The sequence below is a fragment of the Paraburkholderia sp. UCT70 genome, from assembly GCF_050434085.1.
GTDB classification, from domain to species: domain Bacteria; phylum Pseudomonadota; class Gammaproteobacteria; order Burkholderiales; family Burkholderiaceae; genus Paraburkholderia; species Paraburkholderia tuberum.
In genome coordinates this window covers 3,014,321-3,027,438 of sequence record NZ_JBNPVZ010000004.1, presented here as the reverse complement: position 1 = coordinate 3,027,438, position 13,118 = coordinate 3,014,321, and the positions used below count along the sequence as shown (strand labels likewise).

Annotated in this window: 15 protein-coding genes; 9 read left to right on the top strand and 6 right to left on the bottom strand. The window is 66.2% G+C overall.

The features are described 5' to 3' along the window. The first annotated feature begins 87 nt into the window (after nt 1-87). A complete protein-coding gene (locus OKW41_RS39770; RefSeq protein WP_429575860.1) occupies nt 88-294 on the top strand; it encodes a hypothetical protein in 207 nt (68 codons plus the stop codon). Between the two features lie 119 nt (nt 295-413). Here OKW41_RS39770 and pxpA read toward each other — a convergent pair whose 3' ends face one another. Genes pxpA through pxpB form a run of 3 tightly spaced genes read right to left on the bottom strand, consistent with a single transcriptional unit; the run spans nt 414 to nt 2,889 of the window. Then, nucleotides 414-1,166: a 5-oxoprolinase subunit PxpA gene (gene pxpA, locus OKW41_RS39765; protein WP_429575859.1), complete on the bottom strand. Its 753-nt coding sequence runs from the start codon at nt 1,164-1,166 to the stop codon at nt 414-416. Between the two features lie 20 nt (nt 1,167-1,186). Beyond that, nucleotides 1,187-2,239: a biotin-dependent carboxyltransferase family protein gene (locus tag OKW41_RS39760; RefSeq protein ID WP_429454028.1), complete on the bottom strand. Its 1,053-nt coding sequence runs from the start codon at nt 2,237-2,239 to the stop codon at nt 1,187-1,189. Next, the gene (pxpB, locus tag OKW41_RS39755) at nt 2,236-2,889 is read right to left on the bottom strand and encodes a 5-oxoprolinase subunit PxpB (RefSeq protein ID WP_429575858.1); all 654 of its coding nucleotides are present in this window, start codon (nt 2,887-2,889) and stop codon (nt 2,236-2,238) included. Before pxpB ends, OKW41_RS39760 begins: the two co-directional genes overlap by 4 nt. A 210-nt stretch (nt 2,890-3,099) precedes the next feature. Between pxpB and OKW41_RS39750 the strand changes: the two genes are divergently transcribed. After that, nucleotides 3,100-3,612: a winged helix DNA-binding protein gene (locus tag OKW41_RS39750; RefSeq protein WP_429454032.1), complete on the top strand. Its 513-nt coding sequence runs from the start codon at nt 3,100-3,102 to the stop codon at nt 3,610-3,612. 51 nt (nt 3,613-3,663) lie between these two features. Here the strand turns inward: OKW41_RS39750 and OKW41_RS39745 are convergent, their stop codons facing one another. Continuing rightward, nucleotides 3,664-4,206, bottom strand: coding sequence for a 5-formyltetrahydrofolate cyclo-ligase (locus tag OKW41_RS39745; protein ID WP_429454034.1), 543 nt, complete (start codon nt 4,204-4,206; stop codon nt 3,664-3,666). Nucleotides 4,207-4,283: 77 nt separating this feature from the next. Between OKW41_RS39745 and OKW41_RS39740 the strand changes: the two genes are divergently transcribed. From OKW41_RS39740 to OKW41_RS39725, 4 genes are all read left to right on the top strand, one after another. Continuing rightward, nucleotides 4,284-6,251 (top strand): transglycosylase SLT domain-containing protein, encoded by a 1,968-nt coding sequence (locus OKW41_RS39740; RefSeq protein ID WP_429575857.1) that lies wholly within the window; start codon nt 4,284-4,286, stop codon nt 6,249-6,251. Between the two features lie 82 nt (nt 6,252-6,333). Further along, the gene (locus OKW41_RS39735; RefSeq protein WP_429454038.1) at nt 6,334-7,287 is read left to right on the top strand and encodes a complex I NDUFA9 subunit family protein; all 954 of its coding nucleotides are present in this window, start codon (nt 6,334-6,336) and stop codon (nt 7,285-7,287) included. A 27-nt stretch (nt 7,288-7,314) separates the two neighbouring features. Continuing rightward, nucleotides 7,315-7,968: a glutathione S-transferase family protein gene (locus OKW41_RS39730; protein ID WP_184034757.1), complete on the top strand. Its 654-nt coding sequence runs from the start codon at nt 7,315-7,317 to the stop codon at nt 7,966-7,968. Further along, on the top strand, nt 7,965-9,197 hold the full coding sequence (locus tag OKW41_RS39725) for a multifunctional CCA addition/repair protein (protein ID WP_429575856.1): 1,233 nt from the start codon (nt 7,965-7,967) through the stop codon (nt 9,195-9,197). Before OKW41_RS39730 ends, OKW41_RS39725 begins: the two co-directional genes overlap by 4 nt. 34 nt (nt 9,198-9,231) lie before the next feature. Here the strand turns inward: OKW41_RS39725 and OKW41_RS39720 are convergent, their stop codons facing one another. Next, nucleotides 9,232-9,426: a DUF2905 domain-containing protein gene (locus tag OKW41_RS39720; protein WP_018418711.1), complete on the bottom strand. Its 195-nt coding sequence runs from the start codon at nt 9,424-9,426 to the stop codon at nt 9,232-9,234. 31 nt (nt 9,427-9,457) lie between these two features. After that, on the bottom strand, nt 9,458-10,660 hold the full coding sequence (locus OKW41_RS39715; protein WP_429575855.1) for a class I SAM-dependent methyltransferase: 1,203 nt from the start codon (nt 10,658-10,660) through the stop codon (nt 9,458-9,460). 13 nt (nt 10,661-10,673) lie between these two features. Here OKW41_RS39715 and OKW41_RS39710 point away from each other — a divergent pair, with 13 nt between their 5' ends. The 3 genes from OKW41_RS39710 (at nt 10,674) to ttcA (ending at nt 12,993) form a co-directional block, all read left to right on the top strand. Next, entirely contained in the window at nt 10,674-11,501 is an 828-nt protein-coding gene (locus OKW41_RS39710) for an SDR family oxidoreductase (protein WP_429575854.1), read from the top strand. Between the two features lie 91 nt (nt 11,502-11,592). Continuing rightward, nucleotides 11,593-11,988 carry a dihydroneopterin aldolase gene (locus OKW41_RS39705; protein WP_429575853.1) on the top strand — a complete coding sequence of 132 codons (396 nt, stop codon included), beginning with the start codon at nt 11,593-11,595 and terminating at the stop codon, nt 11,986-11,988. Nucleotides 11,989-11,991: 3 nt separating this feature from the next. Beyond that, nucleotides 11,992-12,993 (top strand): tRNA 2-thiocytidine(32) synthetase TtcA, encoded by a 1,002-nt coding sequence (gene ttcA, locus OKW41_RS39700; RefSeq protein ID WP_429575852.1) that lies wholly within the window; start codon nt 11,992-11,994, stop codon nt 12,991-12,993. Nucleotides 12,994-13,118 lie beyond the last annotated feature (125 nt).

Genomic DNA, 13,118 nt, shown 5'->3' with positions numbered 1-13,118 from the left:
AGACTGCAGCCGTAGCGAAAATGGCGCTGATTTGTATTGCGCTCGCACTGGCGCTGACGCTTCCCATCGCAGTGGGAATTGCCCCGCATGCCGGGTATTGATGAATGGTTTGCGAGCGGCGCGGGCTCAGAGTTTTTTGCTCCGCTTTTCAAGGTACTGGATTCGGTTGGCGGAGAAAACAACACGGACATCATCGTCGCAACGTTGCTCGTTGTCAGTTTTCTGGTCTCGTTGATATTGGCCGTCGCTCTGTTAGCGATCGTTAGTCATGTGCGTCGGCCGCGCCACCGTTGATTGGACAGCAGCAGCTTTCGGGCGACGAGGTACTGCGTCAGATGGCCAGCACCTCGTCGATATGAAAGGAACCGCCGGATCGGATCGGCGCGCAGTGTGGACGACGGTGATGCGAACGCTCAGACGCGCGCGGCGGCCGCCGCATGCACTTCGATGCCTGCGTCGGCGAGCGCGCCGCGAATGCGTCGCGCGAACGCCAGCGCATGCGGGCCGTCGCCGTGCAGGCAGATGGTCTGCGCGTTCAACGGCACCCACTGCCCATCGACGGCTTTCACGCGATGCTCGCGGATCATCGCGAGCGTGCGCGCGAGCACTTCGTCCTCGTCGTCGAGCAGCGCGCCCGGCTCCTTGCGCGGCACGAGCGAGCCGTCCGCGCGATAGCCGCGGTCGGCGAACACTTCCTCGATCGCGGTCAGGCCCGCGTTGCGCGCGGCGCTCACGAGCCCGCTGTTGGCGAGCGCGAACACGGCGACAGACAGATCGAAATCGTGCACCGCGGAGACGATCGCGTCAGCGATCTTCGCGTCGCGTGCGGCCTGGTTGTACAGTGCGCCGTGCGGCTTCACGTGCGCGATGCGCCCGCCCTCGGCCTGCGCGATCGCCGACAGCGCGCCGAGCTGATACAGCACGCCCGCGTAGATCTCGCCCGCCGGCAGATCCATTTCCTTGCGGCCGAAATTCTCGGGATCGTTGAAGCTCGGATGCGCGCCGATCGACACGCCTTTCTGCACGGCCCAGCGCACGCAGTCGCGCATCGCGTTGGGGCTGCCCGCATGCCAGCCGCACGCGATGTTGGCCGAGCTCACGAGGTCGAGCAGCGCCTCGTCGGAGCCGCAGCCTTCGCCGAGATCGGCGTTCAGATCGATTTCCATGGGGATTCCTTTACTTAGTGTCACAGCGCCGCGAGCGCCACCCGGCGCGCGCAACGCTCTTCATGCATCGCGATCGCGGCGTCGATCTGCCGCAGATACGTGCGTTCTTCCAGCAAAGCCTGGCGCGCTTCGTAGGGCGTCGTCGGGATGAAACGGACAGCACCGTTCAGGCGCACCTGCGCGAGCTTCCACAGATCGGCCTGAATCACCGCGCCGATCTTCGGATAGCCGCCGGTGGTCTGCGCGTCGCTCATCAGCACGATCGGCTGACCGTTCGGGGGCACCTGGATCGTGCCGGGCAGTACTGCGTGCGACAGCAGGTCAGTCTTGTGCGTGCGCTTCAGCTCGGTGCCGGCAAGGCGATAGCCCATGCGGTTGCTGTTCGGCGTCACGAGCCACTCGTCGGACCAGAACGACTGCTGTGCATCCGCGGTGAAGCTGTCGTATTCGGGGCCGCGCAGCACGCGGATCGGTATGGCCCACGGCATGCCCGACGGATGACGACCGCGCCGCAGCGGCTCGTTGACCAGCACGAACTTGCACCAGGCGGGCGCCTTCACGCCGAACTCGGGCGCCTCGGGCGTGAAGCCGAGGTGGCCGCGCTGCTGCGGCGCGCCGACCGGCAGACGGTCGCCGTCGTTGAGCGCGCGGCCGCCGAGTCCGCCGAAATGGCCGGCAAGGTCGGTGCTGCGCGAGCCGAGCATCGGCAGCACGTCGATGCCGCCCGCCACGCAGACATAGCCGCGCATGCCGCGCTTCGCAGCGTGCAGCACGAGCTCCTGGCCGGCCTGCACGGGCAGACTCCAAAACGAATAGACGGGTTTGCCGTCGAGCGTCGCGCCGAACTCGGTGCCGGTGATCGCGACGCGCGTCGCGCGCAAAAAGCGCAGCGCGGTCGGGCCGAAGGTGATTTCGAGGCCGGCCGCGTCGGGGCGGTTGCCGACCAGCCGGTTGCCGACTTCGAGCGACAGCCGGTCGAGCGCCCCCCCCATCGCGACGCCGAGATGCCGATAGCCGTGGCGGCCGAGGTCCTGGATCGTGGTCTGGAGACCCGCGCGGATCACGTCGATCATGCGTGCATCCCCGCGATCGTGAAGCGCACCCGGTCGCCGGGCTGCAGCAGCGTGGGCGGACGGCGCGCCGGATCGAACAGCGGCACCTCGGTGCGGCCGATCAGCTGCCAGCCGCCCGGCGACACCGCCGGATAGATGCCAGTCTGCTCGCCGCCGATGCCGACCGAGCCCGCTGGCACCTCGAGCCGCGGCGACGCGCGGCGCGGCGTGTACAGCGCGGTGTCGAGCCCACCCATATAGGCGAAGCCGGGCTGGAAGCCGAGAAAGAACACCACGTAGGCGCCGCCCGCATGATGTTCGACGACCTCGCGCGCGCTCAAGCCAGTATGTTCGGCGACCGCCTGCAGATCGGGGCCGAATGCGCCGCCGTACTGCACTGCAATCTCGACGTCGCGGCCGGGCGCGACGGCTTTGGCCGCTGCGTTCCAGGCCGTCAGCAACTGCTCGCCGAGCGCGTCGGCGTCGGTCGAGAGCGGGTCGAATACGAGCGTCAGATTGTTCATGCCGGGCACGACTTCGAGCACCTGCGGCCAGTCGCGCGCGGCTTCGGCCGCAGCCCACACGCGCTGCTGGCACTCCAGCGTGGCGGGCGGCGGCGCTTCGCAGACGAGCGCGGCATCGCCGAGGGGAAAAATTCGTGGTTGGCTCATGACTGGACGGCCCGGATCGAGTCGGAGGGTGAGGCGGACAGCGCGGTGCGTTGGCGCATGCCCGGCACGGAGTCGGCGACCTTTGGAGCGTACATTATCAATAAAATATCGACGATTTAGCAATAAGCGTTTTTGCCACGCTCGTCGGCGGCGAGCATCGTCGTACACTTGCGACACTTTTCCAGCCCATTTTCGTCACGGGAACCTCGTATGACGCGTCATCCCACCAAGATCGTTTCGTCGGAACACCTCGTCTCCGAGAGCAGCGCGGAACTCTCGGAACTCGAATACGCGCTGATCATGGCGGGCAATGCGTTCAACCGCTGGATGGTGCGCTGCATGTCGGCGGCCGGCGACAAGGACATGACCGCGATCGAGGTGTCGCTGCTGCACCACGTGAGCCATCGCGAACGCCGCAAGAAGCTCGCGGACATCTGCTTCGTGCTGAATATCGAGGACACGCACGTCGCGACGTACGCGTTGAAAAAGCTCGTAGCTAGAGGGTACGTAAAAAGCGAAAAGACCGGCAAGGAAGTGTTCTTTTCCGCAACCGACGCGGGCCGCGAACTATGCCTGAAGTATCGCGAGGTGCGCGAAGACTGCCTGATCTCGACGCTCAAGGAAAGCGGCCTGACCAACCAGCAGATCGGCGAGGCCGCGCAGTTGATACGCAATGCGTCGGGCCTGTACGACACGGCGGCGCGCGCGGCGGCTTCGCTGTAACGACGAAGCACCGCGCAAGCGCCGGCGCGTCACACGCCGCGCATCGCGCGTTCAGCCCGGCAGCGCCGGATGAAACCCCGCCTCTGTGACGATCAGATCGAGTGGAATGTCATGCGCCTCGCGTTCCAGCGTGTCGGTGCGGCACGCTTCGTATGCGATGCCGACCGTGATCGGCTTGTGCGCCGCCGGCCAGCCGGCCAGCGTGCGGTCGTAATAGCCGCCGCCGTAGCCGAGGCGGTAGCCGTCCGAGTCGAAACCCACGCAGGGCACGAACAGCAGCTCGGGCAGCACCACGCGCCCCGAGGTGGGCTCGGCAATCTTGTGATGGCCGATTTTCATCGGCGTCGCGGGCGTCCAGGCATGGAATTCGAGCGCCATGCCACGTTCTTTAATGATTGGCAGACTGGCTTCGTGGTGCGAGTCCGCGGCAAGCCAGATCGCAATCGCCCCGCGCGCGTCGAACTCGCCGGCAAGCGGCCAGTAGAATCCCGCGCTGCGTACCGCGTAGTGCTTCAGCGCGTCGAGCATCCGACGCCCGAGCGCGGCATTCTTCGCCGGCTGGGAAGCCGCTTGCAGACGGCTTTCCAGCAACATCCGGCGCAGCGCCTTTTTCGTTGCCGGGACAGGGTTGCATGCTATGCTTGGGTCCAATTCGCGCTCCAGAAACAACGATGTCAAAACGCTTTTTTCGAGTATATCGCGCGGCCGGTATCGCGCTTGCCGCAGCGGCACTCGTGGCCTGCAGCACTGCCTCGGCCGTCAAGCCCCTTCCGATCTCGCAACTCACGAACGACGACCAGATTTTCGTCCAGCTTCGCGAAGCCTCGCGTACTAACGACGCGGCGCGCGCAGCCCAGCTCGCGAGCATGATCCCGAATTATCCGGCGCCCTCGTATCTGGAGTACTTCCAGATCAAGCCGCAGCTGTTCGATTCGACCGGCCATGCGCGCATCGACGCGCCGGACGCGCCCGTGCTCGCGTTCCTGCAGAAGTACGACGGCCAGGCGATCGCCGATCGCATGCGCAACGACTACCTGACGGTGCTCGGCACGCGTCACGACTGGCGCAACTTCGACCAGCAGTACGCGAAGTTCGTGCTCGACGACGACACTCAGGTCAAGTGCTACGCGCTCGAATCGCGCGCGTCGCGCGGCGAGAACGTCGCGGACGCGGCGCGCGCGCTGCTCGTCGAGCCGAAGTGGTACGGCGACGGCTGCGTCGATCTGATCACGGTGCTCGGCGTGAACCACCAGTTCAGCGCCGACGACATCTGGGCGCAAATTCGTCTCGCGTACGAGCAGAACTACACGAGCACCGGCAGCAAGCTCGTCGACGCGCTCGGCGACCAGCCGCCCGACCCGGTGCTGTTCAGCCAGGCGACCAACACGGCGCCGCTATTGCTCGCGCGCGGCGTCGGACCGGATGCGCAATCGCACCAGCTGGCGCTGCTCGCCATCACGCGCATGGCGCGCAACGATCCGGCCATGGCCGCTGCCACGTTCGCGTCGGTCGCGCCGTCGCTGAATTCGCCGGAGCGCGCGATCGGCTGGGGCACGATCGGCTATCAGGGCGCGCTCAAGCAGATGCCAGGCGCGGTCGACTGGTTCCGGCTGTCGGCCAACGCGCCGCTGTCGAATCCCGCGTATGAATGGCGCACACGCAGCGCGCTGCTCGCAGGCGACTGGAACATGGTGCGCTGGTCGATCGAGCAGATGCCCGAGTCGCTGCGCAAGCAATCGTCGTGGGTGTACTGGCACGCGCGCGCGCTGAAGCAGGTCGGCGACACGGCCACGGCCGATCAGGAATTCCAGTCGATCGCGTCGAACTTCAACTTCTACGGCCAACTCGCGCTCGAAGAGCTCGGCCAGAAGATCACCGTGCCGCCAAAAACCACCGTGACCGACGCCGAAGTGCAGCAAGCCGGCACCACGCCGGGCTTCGATCTCGCGCAACGCTTCTATGGGCTGAACCTGCGGCTCGAAGGCAATCGCGAGTGGAACTGGCCGTTGCGCAACATGTCCGACCGGCAACTGCTCGCCGCCGCCGAGTACGCGCGCCGCATCGAGCTGTACGACCGCACCGTCAACACCGCGGACCGCACGAAGAGCGAGCACGATTTTTCGCTGCGCTATCTATCGCCGTTCCGCAACATCGTCGAGCAGGACGCGCAGTCGAGCGGGCTCGACGTCGAGTGGGCGTACGGGCTGATTCGCCAGGAGTCGCGCTTCATCATCAACGCGCGCTCTGACGTCGGCGCGGGCGGACTGATGCAGCTGATGCCCGCCACCGCGCAACTGGTCGCGAAGAAGATCGGTCTGGGACCGGTGTCGCGCGAGCAGATGAACGACATCAACACCAACATCCTGCTCGGCACGAACTACCTGGCGATGATCTACAATCAGTTCGACGGGTCCGCCGTGCTGGCCACCGCTGGCTACAACGCGGGTCCGGGCCGTCCGCGCAACTGGCGGCAGTCGCTGCAGCGCCCGGTCGAAGGCGCGGTCTTCGCCGAGGCGATTCCGTTTCAGGAAACTCGCGACTACGTGAAAAATGTGTTGTCCAACACGGTCTACTACGCGGCATTGTTCGAAGGCCGTCCGCAATCGCTGAAGGCGCGCCTGGGTTACATCGCACCGTAAGCGCCTTGGCGCCGCAATCTCGCTTCGAGGTTGCGGCGCGCTTCGCCAGCCGTTGCCGCGGCTTCCATCAGGGAGTCGAAAAATGCGACATCAAGCCATTGCGGTCATCGGCGGTTCAGGGTTTATCGGCAGCCACCTCGTCAACGCGCTCGTCGAGACGGGCAAGGACGTGCGCGTCGCCACACGGCGACGCTACAACGCGCGCCATCTGACCATGCTGCCGATCGACGTGCTCGAAACCGACGTGTTCGATCCGGTGCAACTCGCGCGCTTCGTCGAGGGCGCGGATTGCGTAATCAATCTCGTCGGTATCCTGAACGGCAAACGCGGCAAGCCCTATGGGCGTGAGTTCGCGCATGCGCACGTCGAGCTGCCGACGCGCATCGTCGCCGCCTGCGAAGGCAAGGGCGTGCATCGGCTGATTCATCTGAGCGCGCTAGGCGCCAATCCGAACGGCCCGAGCATGTATTCGCGCTCGAAGGCCGACGGCGAGAAAGCCGTGCATGCGGCCAACGTCGCGTGGACGATCTTCCGGCCGTCCGTCGTGTTCGGACCCGAGGACGCGTTTCTGAACAAGTTCGCGTTCCTGCAGCGCGTGTTTCCGGCCATTCCGCTCGCGATGCCGGACGCGCAGTTCCAACCGGTCTATGTCGGCGACGTCGCGAAGGCGATCGTCAACGTGCTCGATCTCGATGGCGCGAGCGGCCGCACCTACGAACTCGGCGGTCCCACCGTCTACACGCTCGAAGACCTGGTTTCGTACTGCGGCGACGTGATCGGCAAGCATGCGCGCATCATCCGTCTGCCCGAGCCGCTCGCGCGCCTGCAGGCGTTGAGCTTCGAAATGGCGCCGGGCAAACCGGTGATTTCGCGCGACAATCTCGATTCGATGAAGGTCGCCAACATTCTGAGCGGGCCGCTCGCGCCCGAGCTCGGACTCGAACCGGTCAGCATCGAAGCGATCGTGCCGACGTACCTGACCGGTGCTGCCTCGGGTTCGCGACTCGACACGTTCCGCGCCAACGCCGGGCGCTGAAGCCTTTCCCTCTACCTGATAACAAGTATGAAACTGCTGATTGGTGACAAGAACTATTCGTCGTGGTCGATGCGTCCGTGGCTGCTGCTCACGCACTTCGGCATTCCGTTCGACGAGGAACTGATCCTGCTGTACGAAGCGGACACGAATGCGAAGATCCGCGCTCAGGCGCCGCGCGGACCGGGCAAGGTGCCGTGCCTGATCGACGACGCCGGGCAGGCCGTGTGGGATTCGCTGGCGATCGCCGAAACGCTCGCCGAGCGCTTCCCGCAACACGCGCTGTGGCCGCGAGACGCGGCGGCGCGCGCGCATGCGCGCAGCGTCAGCGCCGAGATGCATTCGGGGTTCGGCGAGTTGCGCTCGAAGATGTGGATGAACATCCGTGCGTCGTTCCCGGGCAAGAACGCGACGCCGGGCGCGCTCGCCGATATCGCGCGGATCGAGACGATCTGGCGCGACTGCCTCGAGACCTACGGCGGTCCGTTCCTGTTCGGCGAATTCGGCATTGCCGACGCGATGTTCGCGCCGGTCGCGATGCGCTTCAACACGTGGAAGCCGGCGTTGTCGGAGACCGCAGCCGCCTATGTCGAGCGGCTCACCGAGCTGCCCGCGGTCAATGCATGGATCGACGCCTCGCGCCGCGAAACTCACGCGATCGCCTATCAAGACGAATGCCCATGAATATCTACGCGGTAGGTGGCGCGGTCCGCGACGAGCTGCTCGGCGTGCCGGTGCAGGACCGCGACTACGTGGTGGTGGGAGCGACACCCGAGCAGATGGTCGCGCAGGGCTATCGGCCGGTGGGCAAGGACTTTCCGGTATTCCTGCATCCGCAGACGCACGAGGAGTACGCGCTCGCGCGCACCGAGCGCAAGACGGCGGCCGGCTATCACGGCTTCCAGTTTTTCTATGCGCCCGACGTGACGCTCGAAGAAGACCTCGCGCGCCGCGATCTGACGATCAACGCGATGGCGCGCGAGGCGCGCCCGGACGGCGAGCTGACCGGCCCGGTCATCGATCCGTTCAACGGCCAGGCTGACTTGCAGGCGCGGCTTTTTCGCCATGTCAGTGCCGCGTTCCTCGAAGATCCGGTGCGGATTCTGCGCATCGCGCGTTTCGCGGCGCGTTTCGTCGATTTCACGGTCGCGCCGGAAACGCTGGCGCTGATGCGCGAGATGGTCGCCGACGGCGAAGCCGATGCGCTGGTGGCCGAGCGCGTGTGGCAGGAGGTGTCGCGCGGGTTGATGGAGAAGAAGCCGTCGCGGATGTTCGGCGTGCTGCGCGACTGCGGCGCGCTCGCGCGGATTCTGCCGGAGATCGACGCACTGTTCGGCGTGCCGCAGCGCGCCGACTATCACCCCGAGGTCGATACCGGTGTCCACGTGATGATGGTGCTAGACCATGCCGCGCAGCAGGGCTACGCGCTGCCGGTGCGCTTCGCGGCGCTGACGCACGACCTCGGCAAGGCGACCACGCCGGAGGACCTGCTGCCGCGGCACATCGGCCACGAGGGCCGCAGCGTCGATCTGCTGAAGCCGCTGTGCGAGCGGCTGCGCGTGCCGAACGAGTGCCGCGATCTGGCGGTGCTGGTCGCGCGCGAGCACGGCAATATTCATCGCGTGATGGAGATGGGGGCGGCGGCTCTGGTGCGCCTGCTCGAGCGCAGCGACGCGATCAGGAAGCCGGCGCGCTTCGCCGAGGCGCTGCAGGCCTGCGAGTCGGATGCACGCGGGCGGCTCGGCCTCGAGATGAGCGAGTACCCGCAGGCCGAGCGGCTGAGGCTTGCACTGGTGGCCGCGCGAGGCGTGGATGCAGGGGCAGTGGCGCAGCGGCTCGCCGATGCGCCGGCAGGCATCAAGGACGCCGTGCATGAGGAGCGCGTGCGTGCGGTAGAGGCTGCGCTGGCTTGAAGTCGCGCGGGCGTAATGTAGCGCGCGACGGCGCCTACAACACCCGCGCCAACAGCGACAACAGCATCGACAGCACCAGCGTCGACATGAACGGAAACGGATACTCGCGGCCGAACAGCCGCAAGGTCACGTCGCCGGGCATCCGGCCGATGCCGAGCTTCCTCAGCCACGGCCAGCACGACGACAGCACCGCGACGGCAACGAAGGTAGTCAAAAGCCAGCGGATCATCGCGAGTCCTCGAGCCAGAGCGGATTCACAATCACAGCGTATGCGAACGATCGCCGCTCGAAAAGGCGCGCAGCGTATCGTCGAGTCCACGCGAAAACGCGATCACCTTGAAGAGCTCGCCCATCTCCGCCTCGGACAGCAGCTTCTGTACCGCATTGGCGGCGGGAAGAAAGCGCGCGGCGTCGGCGGGATCGATTTCGCCGAGCGCCTCGGTGACGCCCGCGTTCAGCAGGAAGCGCGCTTGCGATGTGAAGCCGAGCAGGTCCGCGCCGGTCTCGACGCCCGCCTCGGCGATGCCGGTGAATTCGACGTGCGCGGTGATGTCCTGCAGACCGGGGTACAGGAACGGGTCACCGTGCGCGCGGTGCCGGTAGTGGCACATCAGCGTGCCCTGCGCGCGCTGGTCGTGGTAGTACTCGTGGCGCGGAAAACCGTAGTCGATCAGCAAGATCGCGCCGCGCGCTAGCATCGTGCAGATGGTGCGCGTGAAGGCGCGCGCGGCTTCGTGCGTTTCTGTCACGTAGTCGTCGCCGGCCGGTTCGCGGGTCGCATCGATTTCGGTCAGCAGCGCGAGGTCCGCGGCGGCCGCGACGGGGCGGTCGTCGAACGCGAAGGCGCCGTCGCGCCACACCACGCCGCGCTCGCGCCAGACACCGCCGTTTTGCGCGAAGAGCCGCACCGGCATCGCATCGAGCACCTCGTTGCCGATCACCACGCCTTCGAAGCGCTGCGGCAACGCGTCGAGCCAGCGCACTTTCGCGAGCAGCGCGGGCGCGGCCGCCGCGATCGTTTCGCGCTGCCGCTCGCGCAGCTCACCCGATAGATCGATGATCGAATAGCTGTCGAACTCGGCGCCGAGCGTGTCGAGCGCATTGAGCAAGCCCGCGGCGAGCTTGCCGGTGCCGGCGCCGAACTCCATCACATCGCGCGTGCCACTCGCCTCCAACGCTTCGGCGAGCGGGCGCGCGAGCGTCGCGGCGAACAGCGGCGACAATTCCGGCGCGGTGACGAAGTCGCTGCCGTCGTCGGCGCGCAGGCCGAATTTACGCGCACCGCCGCTGTAGTAGCCGAGCCCCGGCGCGTACAACGCGCGGTCCATGTAGCGGTCGAACGGCAGCCATCCGCCGGCCGCGTCGAGCTGCGCGCGGATCTCGGCGACGAGCGCGTCGGACTGCGCGAGCGCACTCGGGCCGGGAGCAGGTAAACTATCGGGCTGGTGAGCTTTCGGATTCATCCCCGCATTGTAAATGACCGTTTCTCCGGACATCGCTGCCCGCGCGGCTGCACTGCCGCCCGAAACGCCCCGCGTCGTGCTGATTACGGGCGCCGCGCGCCGCATCGGGCGCGCGCTCGCACTCGGCTTCGCCGCGCGCGGGTGGGACGTGGCCGTGCACTACGGTGCCTCGCGTGAGGACGCCGACGAAGTGGTCGCGCAGATCGTCGCGCTGGGCCGCCGCGCGGTCGCGCTGCACGCCGAGCTCGGCGACGAGGCGCAGGTCGCCCGGCTGCTGCCGGACTGCGCCGCTGCGCTCGGGCGGCCGTCGTGCATCGTCAATAACGCGTCGCGCTTCGAGGAAGACACGGCGCGCGACGTCGGCTACGAGCTGCTGCTGAAGCTGACCGCGATGAACGTCGGCGCGCCGCTCGTGCTCGCGCGCATGCTTTACGACGCGACGCCCGATGCGGCATTGCGCGACGAAAGCCAGCGCGGCGTCGTCATCAATGTGCTGGATCAGAAGCTGTACAACATGAACCCGGACTATCTGTCGTACACGCTGTCGAAGGCGGCGCTGCAGACCGCGACGGTCGCGCTCGCTCAGGCGCTCGCGCCGAAGCTCCGGGTGGTCGGGCTCGCGCCCGGGCTGACCATGCAATCGGGCGACCAGACCCAGCACGGGTTCGAGGCCGCTCACCGTATGACGCCTCTTGGCCGTGCGTCGCGGCCCGAGGATATCGTCGCCGCCGCGCTGTATCTCGCGGATGCAGCCGGCGTTACCGGAACGACGCTGGTGGTCGACGGCGGGCAGCATCTCGTGCCGCTGCCGCGCGACGTGATGTTTTTGACGGGCGCCTGACACGCGCGCGTGGCCGGCCTTCGAGGCGGTCATCGCGTGTGGCGAAGCGCCCCTTTGCGTGCCCCGCACGCTTTTTTGGACTGGAACGAACATGTTTGCCGCTCTTTCGCACCCCCGGCTCTCCGATTGCCGCCGGCTTTTTCTGCGCAATTACGAAGTGCACATCAATATCGGCGTGCACGACGCCGAAAAGCGCGGCGAGCAGCGCGTCGTGATCAACGTCGAACTGTTCGTGCCGCTCACGATGTCCACGCCGGTGCACGACAAGCTCACCGAAGTCGTCGACTACGACTTCATGCGCTCCACGATCGCCAGGCGCGTCTCGCAAGGCCATATTCATCTGCAGGAAACGCTGTGCGACGACCTCGTGCGCGCGATGCTCGAACATCCGCAGGTGCGCGGCGCGCGCGTGTCGACCGAAAAGCCGGACGTGTATCCGGACTGCGATGCGGTCGGCGTCGAAGTCTTCCGCATCAAGGAGGACTGAGCGATGAACGCACCGGAAATGCTGACCGCAGGCAACGAAGCCGCCGAGGCCACCGCGGCACCGAGCGCCGCCCGCGCCTCGAAATCGCCGCTCACGCGCCGCGAGCAGAAGGAAGCGTACGAGAACAACAAGCTCTTCAAGCGTCTCGCGCGCCAGGTCGGCCAGGCGATCGGCGACTACAACATGATCGAGGACGGCGACAAGGTGATGGTGTGCCTGTCGGGCGGCAAGGACAGTTACGCGATGCTCGAGATCCTGATGCGGCTGCGCGAGCGCGCGCCGATCAATTTCGACATCGTCGCGGTAAACCTCGACCAGAAGCAGCCAGGCTTCCCCGAACACGTGCTGCCCGAGTATCTGACCCAGCTCGACATCCCGTTTCACATCGAGAATCAGGACACCTACAGCATCGTCAAGCGGCTCGTGCCGGAGGGCAAGACAACCTGTTCGCTGTGCTCGCGGCTGCGGCGCGGCATCCTGTATCGCGTCGCCGGCGAGCTCGGCGCGACCAAGATCGCGCTCGGCCATCATCGCGACGACATCCTGCAAACGCTGCTGCTGAACCTGTTCTACGGCGGCAAGTTGAAGGGTATGCCGCCCAAGCTGCAATCGGACGACGGCAAGAACATCGTGATCCGGCCGCTCGCCTACGTGAAGGAAACCGATCTGGAGAAGTACGCCGAGCTGCGTGAATTCCCGATCATTCCGTGCAATCTGTGCGGTAGCCAACCAAACCTTAAGCGCGCGGAAATGAAGGCGCTGGTCCGCGACTGGGAAAAGCGTTTCCCGGGCCGCATCGAGAACATGTTCAATGCGTTGTCGAACGTGGTGCCGTCGCATCTGATGGATCACCAGCTGTTTCCGTTCGCGGGGCTGCGCGCGACCGGCGAAGCCGACCCGCAAGGTGACATCGCGTTCGACGAAGAACCATGCTCGAACGGCGACGAAGGCGCGCCGCTCACCAGTGCGAAGACCATTTCGCTAGTCCAGTTCGACGACCTGTAACGAGCGAAAAGTGCCTGTTCCGGTGGCATTCCGGCGCTTTTCCGCTGGCTTGCAAGCCCTGCCGAGGCCGCGTCTGCGGCCTTTTTTGCAGGTGCAGCATGATAGAATCGTCCGCTCCAAACTCG